At 39.3% G+C, this 20,407-nt stretch carries 20 protein-coding genes, 3 tRNA genes and 4 pseudogenes; 9 read left to right on the top strand and 18 right to left on the bottom strand.

The genetic code is table 11. The features are described from left to right. The first annotated feature begins 38 nt into the window (after positions 1–38). The 8 genes from ACZ1G6_RS07300 to ACZ1G6_RS07265 all read left to right on the top strand — a co-directional run bounded on the left by ACZ1G6_RS07300 (position 39) and on the right by ACZ1G6_RS07265 (position 4,227). Positions 39–114, top strand: a tRNA-Gly gene (locus ACZ1G6_RS07300). Positions 115–169: 55 nt separating this feature from the next. Then, positions 170–243: transfer RNA gene (locus ACZ1G6_RS07295), tRNA-Cys, on the top strand. Between the two features lie 39 nt (positions 244–282). Beyond that, positions 283–369: transfer RNA gene (locus ACZ1G6_RS07290), tRNA-Leu, on the top strand. Between the two features lie 124 nt (positions 370–493). Continuing rightward, on the top strand, positions 494–1,408 hold the full coding sequence (locus ACZ1G6_RS07285) for a sulfurtransferase (protein ID WP_472618683.1): 915 nt from the start codon (positions 494–496) through the stop codon (positions 1,406–1,408). After that, positions 1,401–2,036, top strand: a complete 636-nt coding sequence (locus ACZ1G6_RS07280) for a LysE family translocator (RefSeq protein ID WP_472618682.1) — start codon at positions 1,401–1,403, stop codon at positions 2,034–2,036. Before ACZ1G6_RS07285 ends, ACZ1G6_RS07280 begins: the two co-directional genes overlap by 8 nt. Before the next feature lie 37 nt (positions 2,037–2,073). After that, positions 2,074–2,832, top strand: a complete 759-nt coding sequence (locus ACZ1G6_RS07275) for a hypothetical protein (RefSeq protein ID WP_472618681.1) — start codon at positions 2,074–2,076, stop codon at positions 2,830–2,832. Continuing rightward, positions 2,825–3,598, top strand: coding sequence for a glucosaminidase domain-containing protein (locus tag ACZ1G6_RS07270; protein WP_472618680.1), 774 nt, complete (start codon positions 2,825–2,827; stop codon positions 3,596–3,598). The genes ACZ1G6_RS07275 and ACZ1G6_RS07270 overlap by 8 nt, the downstream gene beginning before the upstream one ends. Beyond that, positions 3,595–4,227: a DUF2987 domain-containing protein gene (locus tag ACZ1G6_RS07265; protein ID WP_472618679.1), complete on the top strand. Its 633-nt coding sequence runs from the start codon at positions 3,595–3,597 to the stop codon at positions 4,225–4,227. The genes ACZ1G6_RS07270 and ACZ1G6_RS07265 overlap by 4 nt, the downstream gene beginning before the upstream one ends. 1 nt (position 4,228) lies before the next feature. On the opposite strand, the pseudogene rssA reads toward ACZ1G6_RS07265, so the two are convergent. From rssA to ccoN, 12 genes and pseudogenes are all read right to left on the bottom strand, one after another. After that, positions 4,229–5,150: pseudogene (rssA, locus tag ACZ1G6_RS07260) on the bottom strand (patatin-like phospholipase RssA). 8 nt (positions 5,151–5,158) lie between these two features. Continuing rightward, positions 5,159–6,067, bottom strand: a complete 909-nt coding sequence (gene ttcA / locus ACZ1G6_RS07255; RefSeq protein ID WP_472618678.1) for a tRNA 2-thiocytidine(32) synthetase TtcA — start codon at positions 6,065–6,067, stop codon at positions 5,159–5,161. A gap of 174 nt (positions 6,068–6,241) precedes the next feature. Further along, the gene (gene fnr / locus ACZ1G6_RS07250) at positions 6,242–6,979 is read right to left on the bottom strand and encodes a fumarate/nitrate reduction transcriptional regulator Fnr (RefSeq protein WP_472618677.1); all 738 of its coding nucleotides are present in this window, start codon (positions 6,977–6,979) and stop codon (positions 6,242–6,244) included. Positions 6,980–7,001: 22 nt separating this feature from the next. Beyond that, positions 7,002–7,694: a sulfite exporter TauE/SafE family protein gene (locus ACZ1G6_RS07245; RefSeq protein WP_472618676.1), complete on the bottom strand. Its 693-nt coding sequence runs from the start codon at positions 7,692–7,694 to the stop codon at positions 7,002–7,004. Further along, a complete protein-coding gene (gene ccoS, locus ACZ1G6_RS07240; protein WP_472618675.1) occupies positions 7,669–7,884 on the bottom strand; it encodes a cbb3-type cytochrome oxidase assembly protein CcoS in 216 nt (71 codons plus the stop codon). The genes ACZ1G6_RS07245 and ccoS overlap by 26 nt, the downstream gene beginning before the upstream one ends. Positions 7,885–7,910: 26 nt before the next feature. Further along, on the bottom strand, positions 7,911–9,599 hold the full coding sequence (locus tag ACZ1G6_RS07235) for a heavy metal translocating P-type ATPase (RefSeq protein WP_472618948.1): 1,689 nt from the start codon (positions 9,597–9,599) through the stop codon (positions 7,911–7,913). A 330-nt stretch (positions 9,600–9,929) separates the two neighbouring features. Further along, positions 9,930–10,350, bottom strand: a pseudogene (locus tag ACZ1G6_RS07230) (heavy metal translocating P-type ATPase metal-binding domain-containing protein); the annotation flags it as partial. A gap of 30 nt (positions 10,351–10,380) precedes the next feature. Further along, positions 10,381–10,875, bottom strand: coding sequence for a FixH family protein (locus ACZ1G6_RS07225; protein WP_472618674.1), 495 nt, complete (start codon positions 10,873–10,875; stop codon positions 10,381–10,383). 117 nt (positions 10,876–10,992) lie between these two features. Next, positions 10,993–11,947 (bottom strand): annotated as a pseudogene (gene ccoP / locus ACZ1G6_RS07220) (cytochrome-c oxidase, cbb3-type subunit III). A gap of 4 nt (positions 11,948–11,951) precedes the next feature. Next, positions 11,952–12,134, bottom strand: coding sequence for a cbb3-type cytochrome oxidase subunit 3 (locus tag ACZ1G6_RS07215; RefSeq protein ID WP_472618673.1), 183 nt, complete (start codon positions 12,132–12,134; stop codon positions 11,952–11,954). Between the two features lie 11 nt (positions 12,135–12,145). Continuing rightward, a pseudogene (gene ccoO, locus ACZ1G6_RS07210) lies at positions 12,146–12,752 on the bottom strand (cytochrome-c oxidase, cbb3-type subunit II). Continuing rightward, positions 12,749–14,203 (bottom strand): cytochrome-c oxidase, cbb3-type subunit I, encoded by a 1,455-nt coding sequence (ccoN, locus tag ACZ1G6_RS07205; RefSeq protein ID WP_472618672.1) that lies wholly within the window; start codon positions 14,201–14,203, stop codon positions 12,749–12,751. The pseudogene ccoO and the gene ccoN overlap by 4 nt, the downstream one beginning before the upstream one ends. Positions 14,204–14,408: 205 nt before the next feature. Here ccoN and ACZ1G6_RS07200 point away from each other — a divergent pair, with 205 nt between their 5' ends. Then, a complete protein-coding gene (locus ACZ1G6_RS07200; protein WP_472618671.1) occupies positions 14,409–14,858 on the top strand; it encodes a hypothetical protein in 450 nt (149 codons plus the stop codon). 4 nt (positions 14,859–14,862) lie between these two features. Here ACZ1G6_RS07200 and bfr (ACZ1G6_RS07195) read toward each other — a convergent pair whose 3' ends face one another. From bfr (ACZ1G6_RS07195) to ACZ1G6_RS07170, 6 genes are all read right to left on the bottom strand, one after another. After that, entirely contained in the window at positions 14,863–15,330 is a 468-nt protein-coding gene (gene bfr / locus ACZ1G6_RS07195) for a bacterioferritin (RefSeq protein WP_472618670.1), read from the bottom strand. A 5-nt stretch (positions 15,331–15,335) separates the two neighbouring features. After that, entirely contained in the window at positions 15,336–15,806 is a 471-nt protein-coding gene (bfr, locus tag ACZ1G6_RS07190) for a bacterioferritin (RefSeq protein ID WP_472618669.1), read from the bottom strand. A 139-nt stretch (positions 15,807–15,945) separates the two neighbouring features. Further along, the gene (locus ACZ1G6_RS07185) at positions 15,946–17,541 is read right to left on the bottom strand and encodes a cation:proton antiporter domain-containing protein (RefSeq protein ID WP_472618668.1); all 1,596 of its coding nucleotides are present in this window, start codon (positions 17,539–17,541) and stop codon (positions 15,946–15,948) included. A 146-nt stretch (positions 17,542–17,687) separates the two neighbouring features. Further along, complete coding sequence (locus ACZ1G6_RS07180) at positions 17,688–17,888, bottom strand: hypothetical protein (RefSeq protein WP_472618667.1); 201 nt, start codon at positions 17,886–17,888, stop codon at positions 17,688–17,690. A gap of 106 nt (positions 17,889–17,994) precedes the next feature. Continuing rightward, on the bottom strand, positions 17,995–18,924 hold the full coding sequence (locus tag ACZ1G6_RS07175; protein WP_472618666.1) for an alpha/beta fold hydrolase: 930 nt from the start codon (positions 18,922–18,924) through the stop codon (positions 17,995–17,997). Next, on the bottom strand, positions 18,924–20,378 hold the full coding sequence (locus ACZ1G6_RS07170) for a flavin-containing monooxygenase (protein ID WP_472618665.1): 1,455 nt from the start codon (positions 20,376–20,378) through the stop codon (positions 18,924–18,926). The genes ACZ1G6_RS07175 and ACZ1G6_RS07170 overlap by 1 nt, the downstream gene beginning before the upstream one ends. Between the last annotated feature and the right edge of the window lie 29 nt (positions 20,379–20,407).

The following is a 20,407-nucleotide window of genomic DNA, read 5'->3' as shown; positions in this document are numbered from 1 at the left end:
CTTTAATATTAAATGTAGAATTCACCGCACATTTCAGAGCGGGAATAGCTCAGTTGGTAGAGCACGACCTTGCCAAGGTCGGGGTCGCGAGTTCGAATCTCGTTTCCCGCTCCAAATTTTTGGTATGAAATGTGTAGCGCTTGCAATCTAAAGCGTTAGCAACTTTTGCGGCGGAATGGCAGAATGGCTATGCAGCGGATTGCAAATCCGTGGATCTCGGTTCGACTCCGGGTTCCGCCTCCATAAAGCATGGCGTGACATACCAAATTAGTAAGACAATGTGCCCGGGTGGTGAAATTGGTAGACACAAGGGATTTAAAATCCCTCGCTCGTAAGAGTGTGCCGGTTCAAGTCCGGCCCCGGGCACCATTTTTCTTTGTTCCTTTATAGTTGTTTCCGCTAACAGATTCATACTCTGAAAATATTCATACGTCCAACAAATAGCCAATTTTTGGCTTAGCAAATCTGTTGATTATGATAGATAATAGAGATTATGGACTCGAAAAAAAATAATGTAGCGCATTATCTAAATACCTTTGAAACTAGTCGCAACTCACTAATTAGTGCGCCAGAGCTAGCGTCTTTGTATAGTTGCAATAATCAGTGCTGGCCGGACGATATAAAGATCCTATATACCAGTATGAATTCTGGCCCTGCCGTCAAACCAGACATCATCAATAATAATCCCAAGCAGTTTATACCCCATAGTCGTTATTTTGATTTTCAATCAGCGTTTGCAGATTCTACGCAATCATTAAAGCACATGATGTGCAATAAAGAGCAGTTTGAAGAGCAAGCCAGTAAATTAGGTTTAAAACATGATGACAAAATTTTTGTGTATGATGATTTTGGCAATTTTTGTGCATCCAGAGTCTGGTTTATGTTTAAAGTAATGGGGCATGATCAAGTCAGCGTGTTAGATGGTGGCTTACCAAATTGGTTGAAAAGTTCATTACCAACTACCAACAAATTAGAGAATAAGTGTAAGCTACAACAATACGTTTCAAAGGCGCAAACCGACTTCCGCTTTGTTGATATGCAAGTTGTTGAAAGCAATACATCAACACAATACGCTTTATTGCTTGATGCTAGAAGTCAAGCAAGATTTGAAGGCACAAAAGACGCTGAAACAAAATCAGGACATATTCCTGATGCTAAAAATCTTCATTATGCCCAGTTGTTGACTAAACATGGGCTATTTAAACCTATTAGTGAAATTGCTAAAATAATGGGCGACTACAAAGCGCAAGACTTTATATTTACTTGTGGTAGTGGCGTGACTGCATGCATATTAGCGCAGGCCGCCTATATGATAGGACAAAGCCATTTAAGTGTGTATGATGGCTCATGGTCGCAATGGCAAAAAGAAAACGCTCACTATATAGAAAAGGGTAAAGTGATTGATTGATATAGATTACTCTGTTTGGTTGACCATTGCTGTAATGCACTTTGTTGCCGTTATCAGTCCTGGGCCTGATTTTGCAGTGGTTCTGAAGCAAGGCCTCCAAAAAGGCTTACATGCCGCTTTATATACAAGCTTAGGAATTGGTGCTGGAATCTTACTCCATGTCGCTTACTCTATATTTGGTGTAAGCTTAGTCATTAAAGCAACTCCTTGGTTATATCATTTACTGTTGTACATCGCCGCAGCATATTTTGTATATATCGGAATATCAGGGTTACGTAGTCAAGGTTCACAAACAAGCAAGGTAAATGATTTTCAAGTGTCTAAAACGACTGGCACTTGGTATCGCGCATTTGGGCTTGGCTTTCTAACAAATGGCTTAAATCCTAAAGCAACTCTATTCTTCTTAGCGCTGTTTACCGCAGCGATACCCGAGACGACTAATTTTATGACTCAAGCCTTTTATGGTGTGTATTTGGCGTTAGCTACCGCAGTATGGTTTTGTTTTTTGTCTATTATTACAAGTCGCAAACAGATTCGTTTTTACTATCAAATACATGGTCATTGGTTTGACCGTTTTATGGGTGTCGTTTTAATTTTGATGGCAATTTTGCTAGTCTTACAATCATGATTGATTTATTCATCACGTACAAAGGTATTACCATTACATGATTCAACCTAATAGTAACAACTCCCAATTTGGGGATAAATTAGATGGTAGTTACGATTTCGACATTAAAAGTATTTTTAAGCGTGCACAAACCTTATCTGTGCAAAATAACTGGCTTATTGCACAAGCCTTACTTGCCACGTTAGCAATATTATTTGCCAGTTATTACATGCTACTAAATGCATTTGGCATTTCTGATTTTAGTGCTTTTTTTGAACAAAAAGTGACGCTGTCGCAAAGGCAGCAATTTATTCTTATTATCGCTATAACGCTGCTTCAGGCTCCACTTTGGACGGGTGTTAGTATGCTTGCAATAAAGTACAATAGACAAGGCAATGGGGCATTTTCAAATGTCTTTAATTATTTCATTATTCTACCTAAGATTGCGTTGGCATATTTTGTTATCAGTTCAGTGCTTGAACTGGGTTTGAAGTTGTTTTTCTTACCCGGCGTTTATATTTTTGCAGTAACAACCTTTACGTTGCCACTAATCGCAGACAAAGGCTTACGTCCCTTACAAGCAATTATTTATTCAATCAAAATGAGCCATGTTTATTTGGGTAAAATGTTAGTGTTGTATATGATCTTTTTAGCTATGTTGGTGTTAGTTCTTATCAGTTTTGGGTTCGCCTATTTGTGGGTAGGGCCGTTTTATTACAATGTTAAAGCTGTAATTTACGAAGATTTATTCTGCGTTCCTATTCAAGATGATAAAAACCAAGAAACTATGACTAACGATGGGCTATTCAATGCTTAATAAATATTGGTTAACGCTCATTATTAGTTCGCTGGTGTTCGGGCTTGTTGCGCTGGTATTGATAAACCTTGGGCAGCCAGACAGTAAACTGCCCGCAATTCCAGTACTAGATAATGCCTATGAACCAGTACCAAGCTTCTCTGAATTTAGTGATGTAACCGAAAAAAAAGTCGCTTTTTTCGACTATCTTAGTCCAGCGGTCGAAGCTCAAAATCAATATATATTGGCTCTTAGAGCGCAAATTAAACAGATGCAAAGCGCGCAGTCGTTATCCGAGCAGCAACTAGAAGATTTTAAGTGGTTGATTCAAGAGTATCAAATCGATCAAAGCCTTTCACAAGAAGAAAAGTTTGAGCGCCTACTACTAAAAGTAGACATTATTCCAAAAGCTTTGGTGCTAGTGCAAAGTGCAAATGAATCGGCGTGGGGAAGCTCACGTTTTGCGCAAAACGGTTATAATTTCTTCGGTTTGTGGTGTTTTGCAAAAGGTTGTGGCTTCGTTCCTAGGCAGCGTGATGAAGGCGCATCACATGAGGTTGCTAAATTTGATAACCTATCTACTGCGATGTATGTTTATATGAGAAACATTAACCGTCTTGGACCGTATGAAGAATTACGCGATATTAGATCGAATTTACGACAAAACGGACAAACAATAGAAGCTAAGGCACTCATCGATGGATTAGATAGTTATTCAGAGCGCGGACAAGAATACATTGATGAGCTAGAGCTAATGCTTAAAATTAATCAGGAACTGATCGAATGATAAAATCACTAGGCTTTATATGCTTGTTATTGCCTTTCTTAACACATGCAAATACGCTAGAAGTTGAATATAAAAGCTTTTATAGTCATGTAAAAAAGCTTGATAATGAATCAACACAAGCGCTGCAATTTGCGTTTGGTTTTGTGAACATCCATTCAAAGGCATTGTGTGAAATAAGTGCTGCTCGTATTAGTACCGATAAACAACAAATTCCCATTGTTGTTAGTCCTGAAAATAGGTTCACAGTTCCTAAAGAGAGGGCGTTGAGACTTGCTGACGCGGTGCTAGTGATTGAATTAGTAGAACCATCAAATGTTTGTGACATGTCTGTGCAACTTGAAACGAAACCAGAATATTTACTACATTCATATTCATTAGACGACCTTCAATTTGTTTTTGATCAATACACCGCATTCTTCGACGAAATGGGTGGTTTTTTATCCTTTATGATGCCCAAAGTAAATGGTTTAAAGATCTATTTTGATAAGGATAGTCTGGAGAATACTGATGAGTTGCCTGTAAGGCTTGAAGATAACTACATTGTTATAACACCAGACGATTTTACCCAGCTTGCTGGTGTGACACTCCCTGCAAAACCGTTACGCATAACTGCTGTAACCAACGAATAGTTTAACTTTCGTAGTTATCTATTTTTTCAATATTAAGTTGATATTGAATTTGCTTTGCGATGCGCTCCACCGATTGTCGCCCCTTAATTGCGAGTTCTTCAGCTCGATGGAACTCCAAAAGGCCAACATCTCGTAGCTGTGGTTCAATAAGAAGATCAGGCGGATCGCCAGCAAGTCTTGAACGAGTAACTCGTGCTTGCAATATCTCTAGGGATGAACTCATTACACTCATGATACTCAGGCGCTTTACTTTTATTTGGCTTGGGATCAGGCGAAAACCATTGTTTCATAAAGCCGTCGTTTGCTTTATCCATAAATGCATCTGTTCTTTCCTGATTAGCGTGATGCTCTTGCTCATACTTTTCTATTAGCTGCGGTCTAAAATCAGCACTAAGATTAACGGCAATAACAAAATCAGCACCAAGTTGACGGCATTGGTTCACAGGGACAGGGTTCACCACGGCACCGTCAACTAACCATCTGCCTTCATGCTCAATTGGAGCAAACAGAGCTGGAATTGCGCATGATGCTTGAATTGCATCGTTTATATCACCTTTAGCAAAGATAACTTCCTTACCAGAATATAGATCGGTGGCAACAGCTGTAAAAGGAATATTCATTTGTTCAAAGGAAGGTGCACAAAATGATTCTTTATGTTTTTCAAATACTTTTTGACCACTAGCGAGACCACCGCGTCTAAATCCAATACCTAATAGACTAAATACTTGCCATTCGTTAAGCGTATTTGCCCATGCCTCTAGTTCGTCTAGTTTGCCACTTGCGAATGCTGAACCAACGTAAGCGCCGATAGAGCAGCCTGCAACGATATCTATTTTGATACCAAGTTCTTGCAGTGCGTTAATTATGCCAATGTGGGCCCATCCTCTTGCCGCTCCAGCGCCTAAAGCTAAACCAATCTTCATATAAATCCTTATTTAAGCTCTACAACATCTATGTCAAATTTGCCGTGCTTATCGATATCACTAATCGAATCACTACTAACAACAAGAGGGTCAAAGGCAATATCTTTCTCACCGTTTATAGAAGTTGTTTTTGTAAGTGAGTCAAAGTCAAAATGCTGATTATCTAACAAATGAGAGGGTACAATATTTTGCATCGCTCTAAACATTGATTCTATTCGTCCAGGAAATTGTAAATGCCAGTCTTGTAGCATTTTCTTAATATTCTTACGTTGAAGGTTTTCTTGTGAACCACACAAATTGCAAGGGATGATAGGGAAACTCATCGCATTTGCATATTTTTGTAAATCGTTTTCTTGGCAAAAGGCGAGGGGACGAATAACAATATTTTCGTTATCATCGCTGACCAACTTTGGCGGCATAGATTTTAGTCTGCCGCCATAAAACATGTTTAACATCATCGTTTCTATCATGTCATCTCTATGATGACCTAGCGCAATTTTACTCGCCTTTATTTCTTTCGCCGTCCTATACAATATACCTCTTCTTAGTCGCGAGCATAAGGAGCAGGTCGTTTTACCTTCAGGGATTTTGTCTGTGACTATACTGTAGGTATCTTCTTCAACAATTTTGTAGCTTACCCCCAAAGCTTTAAGGTATGAAGGCAACACATGTTCAGGAAAACCGGGCTGTTTTTGATCTAAATTAACGGCCGTGATACTAAAGCTGATGGGGGCTATTCGCTGAAAATACATTAAAATATCGAGCAGGGCATAACTATCTTTACCGCCAGAAACGCACACCATTATATGATCGCCATCCTCAATCATATTGTAAGTTTGTATGGCTTTTCCGGTTTCACGTCTAAGACGTTTTTGAAGTTTATTAAAGTTGGTAGAGCTTTTTTGTTTAGCTAACACAGTATCATCTTTAGAAATTTTAAAACGGGGTGATTATAAACAAGGATCTAGTCTTTGACTATGATTTGAAGACCAAAAGTATCATTAATGCGGGTGTATTTGAGCGACTTCACTGATTCATTCGAATGTATTCAACAGACTGTGAAGCCTTTAAAGTAGCGTTTTGGCTTTCGGTTAACAGGCCGATGTAATCGCAATTTCGTTTTCAGGCATCCGCTGTTTAAGGCCCTGATCGTCAAGAATAGTGATCAATTTACCTTCGACACTAATAAGGCCTTCTTTTTGAAAACGCGTTAATAACCTTGATATTGTCTCAACTGTCAAACCAAGATAGTTTCCTATTTCATTGCGAGTCATCGATAAATGGAATTGTTTGGCAGAATAACCACGCTCATCAAATCGCTGCGATAAATGACTGATGAAGTGTAACAAACGCTCTTCTGCACTTCTTTTACTCAGTAGCATCATCAAATCATGATCATGTTTAATTTCGGAGCTCATGAACTTCATAATCTGTTGACGCAATTTAGGGTAGTTCGCTGATACTTCTTCTAAGGTGTTGTAGGGTAACTCGCAAACCATAGCTGTTTCTAGTGCTTGCGTGAAGCTTTGATGTTGAGAGTCCTTTAAAGCATCAAAACCGATAATATCACCAGGAAAATGAAAACCAATAACCTGTTCAACGCCGTCTTTACCGCTAATATACGATTTAAACGAACCTGATCTAACCGCAAACAAAGAGTGAAATTTATCACCAGCATTCACTAGCTTATCGTGTTTGTGCAAAGGCTTCTTGCGCTCAATGATTTCGTCAAGCGACTCCAATTCATTTTTATTGAGACTAACAGGAAGACAAAGATGACTAAAGCTACAGCTTTGGCAGTGGATGGACATTTCAGGTAATTTAGGCATAAGCTACTAACCTTTGCGTATTTTAGATCATATTTATACTCTTAAATAATTCAAAGGTCAAAATTATTGCAAAAACAAATAGTAACAAAGCAATAATTTGTCTAGTTCTAATGTTCTGTAGCAGTGGCATTAAGAAACTTGCCCCCATGCTACTAGCAAGAAGCGCCGGCAAAGTGCCTAAGCCAAATGCAAACATAAATATTGCGCCTTGCAAGGCACTAGTGCTCGATAACGACCATGTTAATGCAGAGTAAACCAAGCCGCAGGGTAACCAGCCCCATATAAAACCATAAGCGATAGTATGAAGGGGACTTTTAAATGGAATAAAACGTTTTGCTAACGGTGAAATATGCCGCCATACCGATGCGCCGGCTTTTTCTAAGACTATCAAGCCCTTAAAAATATCACTAATATAGAGCGACAATAATACAAGAAAAACAATACTAAGAGATTGTAAAATCACTAAGCCTGTTAGTAGGCTGCTACTAACAATACCGCCAATCAACCCAGTGAGCCCACCAGCAAGTGTATAAGCAAAGATTCGGCCAAGGTTATAGCACCATATGTAGGGCTGCACCGATGCGCCTTTTGGAATAGCAAAGGTAAATGCTGACGCAATTCCGCCACACATACCTATACAATGAACACCGCCAGCTAGACCAATTAAAAAAGCAGTGATTGGCAACCATTCAGGCACCAGTATTACCTTTGTCATCGTGCTTGCTTGGCGAAGTTTTTGATGAGGAGGGTTTGTTTTCTTCTTTTAAATCATCATCAAATAAAATACTGTAACCTTGTCGTTCTAAATCATCGAACTGGTTAGATTTTACGGCCCAAAAAAACACGCCAATCGCAATAGCAATAATAATAACAGCCAATGGAATAAGAACAAATATTACACTCATGAGATTTTACTCTTTAAAATCATAGCTTATCGCATTAATCGTGTTGAGTTGTAAACCACGATGACAGAACTCAATGACATTCCTAATGCAGCTTGCCATGGTGTCAATATACCAAAGACTGCAAAAGGTAGAACGCTGATATTGTATCCTAGTGCCCAAGCAATGTTCTGCTTTATTTTTCGTTTGGTTTGCTTAGCCATAAATAGTACATCAATTAATGAGCTTAGCTTCGGGTTTAATAATACGATATCAGCTGCATTTTTTGCTAAATCAGAAGCGTTTCCAACCGCTATTGACACATCGGCTGCCGCTAGTACGGGTGCGTCATTAATGCCATCACCGAGCATCAATACTTGAGAGCCCTGTTGATGTTTTTGTTGAACAAAAGCCAATTTTGCTTCTGGATGTCTATCACCAATTGCGTTCTTAATATTAAGTTGTTTTGCGACAACTTCAACATTAGCTTGTGCGTCTCCGCTAAGCACACTTAACTCATAATCAGATAGGATAGCGATGATGTCACTTGCTCCATCCTGTACAGTATCTGTCACCCAAAATGCGCCAACTAACCTCTTATTGATGCAAAAAAGAACATTAGCTCCCAGCAAACTTTCTTTTAGCGAGTTAATTGAGGCGAGATCTATTTGGCTTTCGACATATTTCTTAGACCCTATCACACAAGCAAACCCGTCTAGGGTTGCGCTCACGCCTTTGCCGATTTCAACATTGAAATCACTCATTAGCGCGGGCGTATCGCGTTCGAGTTGATATCGACTAAACGCACTAGCGATAGGATGCTCAGAGCGCTGTTCAATCAAATAAGCCATTGATAATATATCATGTTCGTTTAGCGACAAATCATTTAACGCGTCTGGAATGATAAAGTGCTTATTTATCGAAAATTGCCCCTTAGTTAATGTTCCTGTTTTGTCAAAAATAATATCGCTTATGTGAGTCAACTGTTCTAGCGCATCCGCTCTTTTGAGCAAGATCCCTAATTGGTTTAGTCTGGCCATCGAACATGTTAATGCTGAAGGTGTAGCAAGTCCAAGAGCGCAGGGGCAGGTGGCAACTAATACCGATATGGTTATCCAAAACGCATGTTCATTGCCCTGCCAATGCCAAAATGCAAATGTTAAGGCCGATACTAATAAAACAACCGTGACAAAGTATCGAGATAACATATCGGCAATAGCGGCAACTTTCGGTTTATTCGCTAGTGCTTGTTCTTGTAGCCGTAAAATTTGGTTCATCATTGCATATTTTACACTAGCACTGGTTCTAATGGTCACGGCCCCTTGTTGATTTAACGAGCCTGCATAGACGATTTCAGACTTAGATTTGACAACAGGCTCAAACTCGCCGGTTAACATTGATTCATCAAAGGTACTTTTTCCACTTAGAATAAGCCCATCTACTGGCACCGTTTCTCCCGCTTTTACTAATACCTCATCTCCTTTTTTAATCTGTTTGGCTAACACAGATATCCAATTCTCGCCTTCTAATTTAGTTGCGGTGACCGGAATTAATTTGAGCATGTTTGACGATATTAGAGTCGCTTTATGACGCGAGCGGTGTTCTAAAAAACGGCTAATCAATAAAAAGAAAACAAACATGCAGATAGATTCAAAATAGACTTCCCCTGTACTTTTATTGACCGCCATTACACCCGCAATATAGGTAAGAACGATCGCAATTGTAATAGGGACGTCCATGTTGACCGTTTTAGCCTGTATAGCCTTGATTGCACTAATATAAAATATGCTACCTGAATACAATACAACTGGCGTTGTTAATAAAAGACTGACTGCATTAAAATATGCAATAGCATCTTCATCTATGTTTCCAAAAATATCGAAGTATTGCCCCATCGCCAGCATCATTACTTGCATTGTCATAATGCCCGCTAAACCCAGTTTCTTTAGAAAACTTTTATGTTCTTTTTTATATGATGCTTCATGAGTATCAGGCTGGAAGGGAAGTGATTCGTATCCAATAGATTTTAACCGAGATAAAACGCCTGAGAGTTTTATTTCGTGGTCATCCCATGTCACCATAGCGCGTCTTGCAGAGACATTTACTGAAACTTGTTTAATGCCTGATAACTTAGACAGTTGTTTTTCAATTAACCAGCCACAAGCCGCGCATGTTATCCCTTCGACAGTTAGCTGAATCTCTTTGTGTTTTCCCTGTTCAAACACAAATTCCTCTTGCAGTTCAGGCTCGTCATAAACGGCTAGTTTTGCCATTGTATTTTCAAGAGCCGCATCACCTCGTGCAGCTAATTCGGTTCTAAATTCGTAGTAATCTTCCAAGCCATTGTCGACAATAGCTTGCGATACTGCCTGACAGCCAAGGGCAGCACATGTGGTGAGTGATTGACCTAATGGTGACAGGAAAGGCATCTTTTTCTAAATTAGGCAGACCACAATGGAAGCATCCGCCTTGAGGTATCACTATGCTCATGTTTAATACTGGCTTTTATAGTCGCAATTATTAAGTGGGATTAAAATCAAATGGCACACGTTGTGGCAGCACCAGCCGCTTTTGTACTTTCCAACTTTCGTCCATAGGTGTAAGTCGCAAGCGCCATTTGCCTTCAATTGGTAAGGTTTCATTGTTTCGATATACACCGTTGGCATCTCGTGTTAACAAAACAGTAAAGTCTTTTGCTTCTTGAGTGACGTGAAAAAAATCTAGTTTAAGTGCTTCTCCAGTCTCCGGCGCGCCTGATAAAAACTCTAAAGCGATATCTGATTGTTGAACATCAAGCTTAGTCGTTATGTTTAATGCTTTTGCTCGTTCAATTTTGTCTAGCCTCGCATTGATACTTTTGCCTTCTTTATAGTAATCATCGACTACTAGGCTATTAGTGCCATCTGTCGCTAGTCTAAATACCTGTGAACCCACTATCACTGACGATAGGGGGATACAAATAAGAAACCACGGCCAAAATTGTTTGTACCAAGGTTGAGTGTCGTGCTCTTGCATCTATATACCCTTGAATTAGCAAATAAAATAACAGTTATAATGTATCAAAAATGGCATTAAAAAGCCCCGAAATCGAGGCTGTTTTTCTTCGTTTTAACCTGACAGTAACTTACAATTTTACTGCGATAAGCTATACACGTAGGCGGCAACGACATGCACTTTATCTTCACCAAGAGTTTGGTCAAAAGCAGGCATTACACCGTTTCTGCCGTAGTTAAGCGTTTGCGTCACTGCAGGCGTAGTACCACCATATAACCAAATGTTATCTGTTAGGTTAGGCGCACCGATCATTTGATTGCCCTTACCATCTAAGCCATGACATGCTGCGCATGCCGCAAACCTAGCTTTGCCTGCTTGCGCTAAATTGTCATCAACATCGCGCCCGCTTAAACTTAGTGTGTATGCAACAATCTCTTCAATACCTTGTTCACCAAAAGCAGGAAGCCAACCAAGGCATTGCGCCAATACGGCCTTTGATAAGGGTTTCTTTGATTTTCTCGCCGCTTCCACCATATAACCAATCATTGTCAGTCAAATTAGGGAAACCACCACGCTGCCCGCGTGCGTCAGAACCGTGACACTGTGCACAATTTTGAATAAACAAGCGCTTCCCAACTTCAAGTGCTTCGCTGTTTAAAGCAAGCTCTTCTACTGGTGTTTTTGCGTATTCTTCAAAAATAGGGTCGAAACGCTCGTTTGCGACTCTAATTTCTTCTGCGTATTCATTTAAATTACCTTGTGCTATATCAGAGGCAAGTTCTTCTCTAGATTCTGCCAAGCTTATTACACCTTGGTTTGAGCTTTCCCAACCTAACACACCTTTAAATGTGAACCCCAAGCCAGAGTACAAAATTAAGTATATTATTCCCCATACCATCGTAATGTAGAATAAGTTTGTCCACCACTTAGGTAACTGATTATTTAACTCCACGATACCATCAAACTCGTGGCCCATTTCTTCGCCTTCAGGTACACCCGTTTTATTCGCAAGTGTCCATTTTAGTAGGAAATAACATCCTACAATTGTGCCTAGTGTGATCACACTAATCCATATTGTCCAAAACATAGTCATGAGATTATGACTCCTGATCTTTTGTGCTTAACGTGTTGTCATTTTGCTCAACATCATCTTCAAAAATAATGTTGGCGGCCTCTTCGAATTTTGTTTTATTACGAGCATTAAAAGCCCACCATACTGCTCCAACAAATGCGACAAAGACTACGACTGTGAAAATACTACCTACAATACCTTGATCCATTGTAATGACCTCTATTGTAGATGTGTGCCAAGAGATTGAAGATACGCAATTAACGCTTCCATTTCAGTTTTACCCTCAACAGCAGCTTTAGCGCCAGCGATATCTTCATCTGTGTATGGCACACCAAGCATTTTGTTAACTTCAAGCTTCTTAGCGATATGTTCACCGTCTAATATATTCTCTTCTAACCATGGGTAACTAAGGCATATTTGACTCTGGTACAACCGCTCTTGGATTAATTAGGTGTACACGATGCCATTCATCACTGTAGCGTCCACCAACACGCGCCAAATCAGGCCCAGTGCGCTTCGAACCCCAAAGGAAAGGCCTTTCCCAAACAGACTCGCCAGCGACTGAATAGTGACCATAGCGCTCAGTTTCAGCTCTAAAAGGGCGTATCATTTGACTATGACATCCAACGCAACCTTCACGAATATAGATATCTCGACCTTCCATTTCTAAGGCTGTATATGGACGTAGACCTTTTACAGGTTCAAGGACTTGTTGTTGGAACATCAGTGGCAGTATTTGCGCCATTGCACCAAAACTAATCGCAACTAAAACCAAAATTGTTAAAAGGCCAACATTTTTTTCGATTATCTCATGTGGATTTTTCATTTTGCTACTCCTAGTGCCTCAACATCGCCATTATTAATCGCAGCACTATCTTCTTCTTTCGGAGCAGTGACAGTTTTAAATACGTTGTATGCCATAATCACCATACCTGCGACAACAAATAGTCCACCAATAAATCGAACAATGTAGAAAGGTTTAGAGGCTTCTAAAGACTCTACGAATGAGTAGGTTAATGTGCCGTCTGCATTGACCGCTCTCCACATCATTCCTTGAAGTACACCAGACATCCACATTGCCACGATATATAACACCACTCCGATTGTTGCTAACCAAAAATGGATATTAATAAGTCTTGTGCTGTACATTTTAGGTTGCGCGAACAAAATAGGTACTAAGTGGTATATTGAACCAATCGAGACCATGGCAACCCAACCCAATGCACCTGAATGCACATGACCGACGGTCCAGTCTGTGTAGTGAGATAAAGCATTAACCGTTTTTATTGCCATCATAGGACCTTCGAAAGTTGACATCCCATAAAACGACAAAGATACAATCAAGAAACGAAGAACAGGGTCAGTACGCAATTTGTGCCATGCACCTGATAGAGTCATAATCCCGTTTATCATGCCGCCCCATGAAGGGACAAACAATATAACAGACATTACCATCCCCAGTGATTGTGTCCAATCGGGAAGCGCTGTGTAATGAAGGTGATGTGGACCAGCCCATATGTAAAGAGAAACCAAGGCCCAAAAATGAACAATCGATAATCGATATGAGTAAACGGGACGACCAGCTTGTTTAGGCACGAAATAATACATCATCCCTAAGAAACCAGCGGTTAAGAAAAAGCCTACCGCATTATGCCCATACCACCATTGCATCATCGCATCGACTGCACCAGCATATATCGAGTAAGACTTAAACAAGCTCACCGGTATGGCTAAGCTGTTGCCGATGTGTAATACCGCAACGGTTAGCATGAACGCGCCCAAAAACCAATTCGCTACATATATGTGCGAGGTCTTTCTAACAACCAAAGTACCAAAGAAGTTTATGACATATGCTACCCACACTAAGGTAATCAAAATATCAATAGGCCATTCTAGTTCAGCATATTCTTTACTTGCGGTAATCCCTAGCGGCAATGTAATAACGGCTGATACAATTACCGCTTGCCAGCCCCAAAAGGTAAATGCAGCCAATTTATCACTGAACAAACGTACCTGACAGGTTCGTTGTACAATATAATAACTAGTGGCAAAGAGGGCACAGCCTCCAAATGCAAATATCACTGCATTAGTGTGCAGTGGACGTAGACGAGAATATGTTAACCATGGCAGGTCGAAGTTTAAAGCCGGCGCAAACAACTGCGCTGCCAATAATACTCCAACCAACATTCCAATGATGCCCCAAACAACCGTCATAATCGTAAATTGCCTAACTACTTTGTAATTGTAATCAGGTTTAACTTGGCTTGTTTCACTCATTATAAAAACTTCCGCTTTGAGAAAAAATGTCAGTGTAGACTTGTGTTAATTTACGAATCAAAATGCGTCCTAGTTGAGTGATGCAATAAAGATGAGTAAACTTTGCACTAAGCTAGGTGTAGATATTAATGTTTTTAAATACAAAAAGATACACAAGTGAAGCAACACTTGATCTCGGTCAATAAAGGAAAGTTTACGCTTGATAATGAGCCTTAAAAGCACGACAAAAAATCAAATAATCATGGTGATTATCCTTGCCAGCTTTGTGTTGGCGGGGGTTTACTTAAATTATGCAAATAGGCCTACCAATCACTCTGGTGAATGTAATTTAAACAATGGCCGCTGTTTTTATACACAAGAGGGGGCAGACTTTAGTATTAGGTTTATTTCACCACTAGAAGTAGAAGAAGAATTGTTTGTTGAATTTTTATTCGACGATGATTTTAAAATCTCTAAAGCGTGGGTTGAGGGCGTAAATATGTACATGGGAAAAACATCAATTATTTTTGAAGACGGCCAAGAAAAAGGAATAGGGCTTACTTTTCTGGGAAGCTGTAATCTAGCTGAAATGAAATGGTTACTATTAGTGGAATTTACGAATAAAAAAACCGATAACAAGATTTTGCTATCGGCTTCTTTTAGTACTTATCAATGACTGTTTATAGCTGTGATTGTAAGTAATTTTGTAATCCCAAACGTTTAATTAAGCCTAGTTGCTGCTCTAGCCAATGTGCATGATCCATTTCAGTATCATCAAGCAACACAAGTAACATATCTCTAGACACATAGTCCTGTTCTTGTTCACAAATCGCAATTACATCTTTAAGTTTTGCCGCTACTTCATATTCAACTCGTAAATCACTTGCTAACATATCAGGCACTTCAGAACCAATTTCTAGCCCTGTACGCGTTGTCATATCTGGGACACCACCTAAAAATAACATCCGTTCAATGAGCTTTGTCGCGTGACCTTTTTCGTCGTCGAACTCATGGTTGATTCTTTCATATAACTTAGTTAATCCCCAATCATCATACATTTGAGAATGAATGAAATATTGGTCCATAGCGGCAAGTTCATACCCCAAAAGGCTATTCAAGCCGTTTATTACTTTTTGATTACCTTCCATAATTCTTAGGCCTCTATTTGTGATTGTAGATAATTTTCTAATCCAAGCGTGTCAATTTGATGTTGTTGAGTTTCAATCCAGTCAGCATATTCTTCTTCATCTTCAAGAATTGTGCTGAGCATATCACGACTGACATAGTCTTGTTCTTGCTCGCATAGGGCGATTGAGGCTTTAAGCTTAGGGATTTGTTCTTGCTCAAACTTATAATCGCATGCCAGCGATTCGATTGTATCCTCGCCAATATATAATTTGCCGAGCATCTGTAAATTAGGCAGGCCCTCTAAAAAGAGAATTCTTTCTATTAATTTGTCTGCTTGCTTCATATCCTTAATGGATTTTTTGTACGCCGCAGAGTTTAAGCCTTCCAAGCCCCAATTTTTATGCATTCTTGCATGCAAAAAATATTGATTGATTGACGTTAACTCGATCGTAAGCATTTCGTTTAATGCGCTAATAACTTTCGTAGACCCTTTCATTATGATGCCTCTTGTTCACATATGGTCTCAAAATAGCATAAAAGTAGTCTTAGTCAAAGTGTATTTCAGAAAAAATCTATATAATTCAATGGTATACAAAAGTAAATCATTCTCATTAGCAATGCGATTAAGAGTATCGCTATGGTAAACCTTCGGCGTTATCTTTAATCTCATTTAGTAAGCTTATGCTTTCTTCGGCAAAACCTACACCTGCGTCAGTGAAAAAGTTAAATACTCTATCAACACCTCTTTCAAGCAATGGCTCAACTTCATCTTCATAACGAGCGATGGCAGCAATTTGCCCTTTATAACCGGTCGCTCGCAATTGATCGGTAATATTTGATGAATCCTCGATAGACGGCAATGCAAGCAAAATGAGCTGTAAATTGCGTGTATCAAGATTCTCCCACATATCGATATTTTCACCATCACCTGCGATTAAATTAGTTGATGATGCGCATAAGGAGTTGATCCGCTGTGCGTCTGCATCCATACCCCAAACGGTATTACCTAAGGATTTTTGCAATGAATAAAAAGCACCTTTTCCAACTCTTCCCATGCCAATAACAAGAATTTGTGCATCGTTGAGGTTAGGGTACTGGTCATCAGGTAGAATGCTTTTTCGCTCAAATACCTTTAGCTTATTTTTTAAACGACTGTAGTGCTCATGAGACTTAGGATATAAAACACTTGTCAAAACGAAAGAGAACGAAACACACAAGGCTAGAATGACTAACCATTGTGGATCAAGCATTCCAGCGCCGACTGCAACTGCGCCAACAATGAGCCCAAATTCACTGTAGTTGGTCATAATCAAACTACTCAAATAAGATGTTCTTGCACGCAGTTTAGTAATTGAGAAAAATCCAAAAAATAGCTTGAATTTAAGCGGTAGCAATACGCTAAGCAATAGCGCTAATAGGGTCATTTCAATAGTAGGAAGCGCTATTAAACCTATACTTAAGAAAAACCCTATTAAAAATAGATCTTTAAAGCTTAGTAATGATTTGGATAGTTCAGATGCTTTTGGACTGTTCGCCAATAGAATACCAATAACTAGTGCGCCTAAATCACCTTTAACTCCCACTAGTTCAAAAAGAGCATAAGCCCCCAACGCAAATACTAGACCGCATAGTGGTAATAACTCGCCATGACCAGCTGCGCTTAGTAATCTTCGAAAAATAGGGACTGCAGGAATGAGTAAAAATAACCCGATTGCATATAGAGATGGAACTTTCCCCGTCGCTAAAACCAAAAAGATGACGGCGAATATGTCTTGTACAACCAAAATTCCAATGGCAATTTTACCATGCCTAGTTTTGCTTTCTCCTGACTCTTCTAAAAGCTTCACCACACAGACGGTAGAACTAAAACTCAGGGCAAAGGCGATTAATGCGCACTGTTGCCACGTCAATTCAGTAAAGTAGGGAAGCGCGATAACACTTAACAAGAGTGTAGTGGCCCCTATAAGCATTACCCATGTAAAGGTATGTAGAATAGTCACTAAATATATTTCATTGCGAGCAAGGTCTTTTATATTTAGTTTAAGGCCAATGGTAAATAACATAATGGTTATACCAAGATTTGCTAAGGTTTCAAGTTCTGGGGTAATTTCATATCCCCATGCATTTAATATAAACCCTGCAATTAAATAACCAATTAATGGAGGCATATTTATAAGCTTACACGCAAAGCCACATACAAATGCGCACACTAGCAATTCAAAAAAGTCCATATGAGTTTTCTTTTAGCCGATTATGAAAAATAACCTGCTTGTTCTTTAGCTATAAAAAGACACAAGTTTCAGGTAACTGATGATAAATAGTAACGTAAGTAAATAATTTAGCACATAACAAGAAAAGTATCGGCAAGCTCTAAATATTAATGAGTCAATGCTTGTACGTCATGGTCGGTGAGAGAATCTCTGAATGCGCTGATAAATTTAACAATGTATGGTTTAGGAACTGTCTCCATAAATCCAATTGCTTTAATTGTGGCGAGTTTACAATTTAGCCTTACCGCTATGCAACTTAATGGAATGCCTTTGTGCGTGACCATTTTTAGAAATGCTTTGCCCGTCATAACTGCGCTCCTTGTGTATTTCGTTACACCATCAAACATCATGTTTACATGGATTTAACAATTAGATTAGCAGATATGTGTCGTTTTGCTAGAAAGTTTTCAATACTTAAGTATAACTAGAGAACATTAAGGTAAATGTTTGTTTGGGTGATTCAACCATGGGCATATGTCCGATATCATTGATAATTGATACTGATGCTCCATCAATTAGTTGCGCCCATTTATCTAAGTCAGACACAGGTAAAAGTGCATCTTCTTTCCCCCAAATAATAGTAATCATGTCGCCTTTTACATTCAGTTTCTCGTTAAAAAACTCTTCAATATCAAAAAAGTCTTTAAACATATGGGATAGCTGGTCAAATTTTTGTAGATAGTTATGCTGTGCAACGTAATGCATTACACTGGGTGGAATATAAGGCGGCTTAGACATGGCTTGCTTTGCGAAAGAGATTGCTTCATTTTGAGTGCGATGTAAAAAGGGATTAATATTTTCTTTATGTGCTTGAATTGCAAATTCCGTCTTTGCCCCAGCAGGGTCTAGTAAAAAAGTATGATGAAGATTCGGTAAGCTATTAGCATGCTCGCTAGCAAGTAATGCAGCTACCATCCCGCCCATAGAATTTCCTGCTATGAGCATTGGTTTACCATTATCCAAATGTCGCATTAGTTTTGCTACATACTTGGCTTGTTCACGCGCGCTGTAGTTGGTGCGAGCGTCATATGGGATATCACCATGTCCCATGAAGTCAGGCACAATAAGATGGTAATGATAACTAGCATGTCGACAAAATTTAAGCCAAATATCCTTATCTGCACTAAAGCCATGAAGCAAAAACAGATAAGGCTTAGATTGGTTATTGTTATTCAATATGGAATATGGGGCGTGTTCTATTGACAATAGTTGTGGTGATAGTTTCGCTATTTTTCTCTCCACCTTATTGTTAAAAGCATATAAAAACTTACCCATCGTTTTACTGCTTGAAATAAACAGTACATATAGCAGTGCAAGTAGTATAAACAAACCAAAAACAATCATTACAGCCCCTCATCAATTACGTGATCGTTTAATTTAAATGCTTTACACAATCGCCTGAAAACAAAACTAAAACCGGGAAACATGGCAATTACTTTGCCATCTGCATTTTGATACCAACTATTGCATCCACCGCGATGCCAGACAGTTTTTTTCATCTCAGAATGAATCATTTCAGTATACGCACTTTCAGCTTGAACCGAAGGCTGCAGCGAAGCTACATCTGTTTTAAGTATGGTATCAACGCACTTTTGTATATAAAACAATTGAGATTCAATGACAAAGAGGGCGCTTGTGTGACCAATACCGGTATTTGGCCCAGTTACCACATAAAAATTTGGAAAATTAGGTATCGAAGTGCCTAAATAAGCCCTTGGATATTCAGACCATTGCTTGGATAGTGAAATGTTATTTTGCCCCTCAACCTCATACGATACCATTGCATCGACTGCATCGTAGCCTGTTGCAAATACAACGACATCAACCTTAAGCTCACCCGATTGTTTTAACTGAAGCCCAGTCTTGGTAAACCGTATAAGACTATCTTGTTTATCATGAAGATGGCAATTGTGTTTTTGCAGTGCAGGGTAGTAGGTATTACTTACTAAAATTCGTTTGCAGCCAATGGTAAAGTCTGGCGTCAGTTGCTGACGTAATGTTTTTGAAGATACTTGTTTATAAAGATGTTTAAGAGCAGGGCGCTTTGCTAATAAATTCAGTGCCTTATCGCTGTATTTAAATGCTATTACGCGTAACTCCATAGCCCAATATATGAACCACCTGATCAAGGTGTATATGGGTCTTAGTGCCAAAAAATGGCGTAATTTTTCAGTAAATGCCAAATCGTTTCTTGGCAGAACCCAGTGAGGTGTACGTTGTAATACATGCAGATTTTTTACTTTATTAACAATTGCCGGTATTACTTGAACGGCACTTGCACCACTGCCAATGATGGCTACATTTTTATCCTGTATATCAACATCGTGTTGCCAGTTATTGGTATGGAAGGTTTTTCCCTCAAATGAGTCTAAGCCTTCAAAATGGGGAACAACTGGCGTACTTAGTGGCCCTGTAGCGTTGATAATAATCTTGGCGCGAAGGGTTTCATTAGTACTTAGTGTTAATTCCCAAAACGTATCACACCATTTAGCTCTACTGACTTCTTTATTGACCTTGATTAAGGAATCTAACTTAGCATTAGTGATGGTGTTTTTTGTGTAGTCGGCTAGCTCGTTTTGTTTGGCAAAAAGATGAGACCATGGATAAGGCTTTCCTGTTAGGCTATATAAAGGACTTGGCACATCAACTGCTGCTCCAGGGTAGGAATTTTGTAGCCACGTTCCACCAGCAAACTCACGCCTTTCCAAAATGATAAAATTGCTAATGCCTTTCTTTTGTAATGACAGCGCGGCAGATATTCCACCAAAACCGCTACCAATAATTATTACGTCATACATATTGTGATATTCTTCTTTTTGTAATACTA

It is taken from the genome of Glaciecola sp. HA4-3, from assembly GCF_055693685.1.
The sequence above is the reverse complement of the archived record's forward strand: the minus strand, read 5'-3'. Positions and strand labels throughout refer to the sequence as shown.

Coding starts and splice junctions, on each gene's coding strand:
- ACZ1G6_RS07285 (WP_472618683.1), top strand. CDS start 494: ATGGACTCGAAAAAAAATAATGTAGCGCATTATCTAAATACCTTTGAA.
- ACZ1G6_RS07275 (WP_472618681.1), top strand. CDS start 2,074: ATGATTCAACCTAATAGTAACAACTCCCAATTTGGGGATAAATTAGAT.
- ACZ1G6_RS07270 (WP_472618680.1), top strand. CDS start 2,825: ATGCTTAATAAATATTGGTTAACGCTCATTATTAGTTCGCTGGTGTTC.
- ACZ1G6_RS07265 (WP_472618679.1), top strand. CDS start 3,595: ATGATAAAATCACTAGGCTTTATATGCTTGTTATTGCCTTTCTTAACA.
- fnr (WP_472618677.1), bottom strand. CDS start 6,979: ATGCCTAAATTACCTGAAATGTCCATCCACTGCCAAAGCTGTAGCTTT.
- ACZ1G6_RS07245 (WP_472618676.1), bottom strand. CDS start 7,694: ATGACAAAGGTAATACTGGTGCCTGAATGGTTGCCAATCACTGCTTTT.
- ccoS (WP_472618675.1), bottom strand. CDS start 7,884: ATGAGTGTAATATTTGTTCTTATTCCATTGGCTGTTATTATTATTGCT.
- ACZ1G6_RS07235 (WP_472618948.1), bottom strand. CDS start 9,599: ATGGACGTCCCTATTACAATTGCGATCGTTCTTACCTATATTGCGGGT.
- ACZ1G6_RS07225 (WP_472618674.1), bottom strand. CDS start 10,875: ATGCAAGAGCACGACACTCAACCTTGGTACAAACAATTTTGGCCGTGG.
- ACZ1G6_RS07215 (WP_472618673.1), bottom strand. CDS start 12,134: ATGGATCAAGGTATTGTAGGTAGTATTTTCACAGTCGTAGTCTTTGTC.
- ccoN (WP_472618672.1), bottom strand. CDS start 14,203: ATGAGTGAAACAAGCCAAGTTAAACCTGATTACAATTACAAAGTAGTT.
- ACZ1G6_RS07200 (WP_472618671.1), top strand. CDS start 14,409: ATGAGCCTTAAAAGCACGACAAAAAATCAAATAATCATGGTGATTATC.
- bfr (WP_472618670.1), bottom strand. CDS start 15,330: ATGGAAGGTAATCAAAAAGTAATAAACGGCTTGAATAGCCTTTTGGGG.
- bfr (WP_472618669.1), bottom strand. CDS start 15,806: ATGAAAGGGTCTACGAAAGTTATTAGCGCATTAAACGAAATGCTTACG.
- ACZ1G6_RS07185 (WP_472618668.1), bottom strand. CDS start 17,541: ATGGACTTTTTTGAATTGCTAGTGTGCGCATTTGTATGTGGCTTTGCG.
- ACZ1G6_RS07180 (WP_472618667.1), bottom strand. CDS start 17,888: ATGACGGGCAAAGCATTTCTAAAAATGGTCACGCACAAAGGCATTCCA.
- ACZ1G6_RS07175 (WP_472618666.1), bottom strand. CDS start 18,924: ATGATTGTTTTTGGTTTGTTTATACTACTTGCACTGCTATATGTACTG.
- ACZ1G6_RS07170 (WP_472618665.1), bottom strand. CDS start 20,378: ATGTATGACGTAATAATTATTGGTAGCGGTTTTGGTGGAATATCTGCC.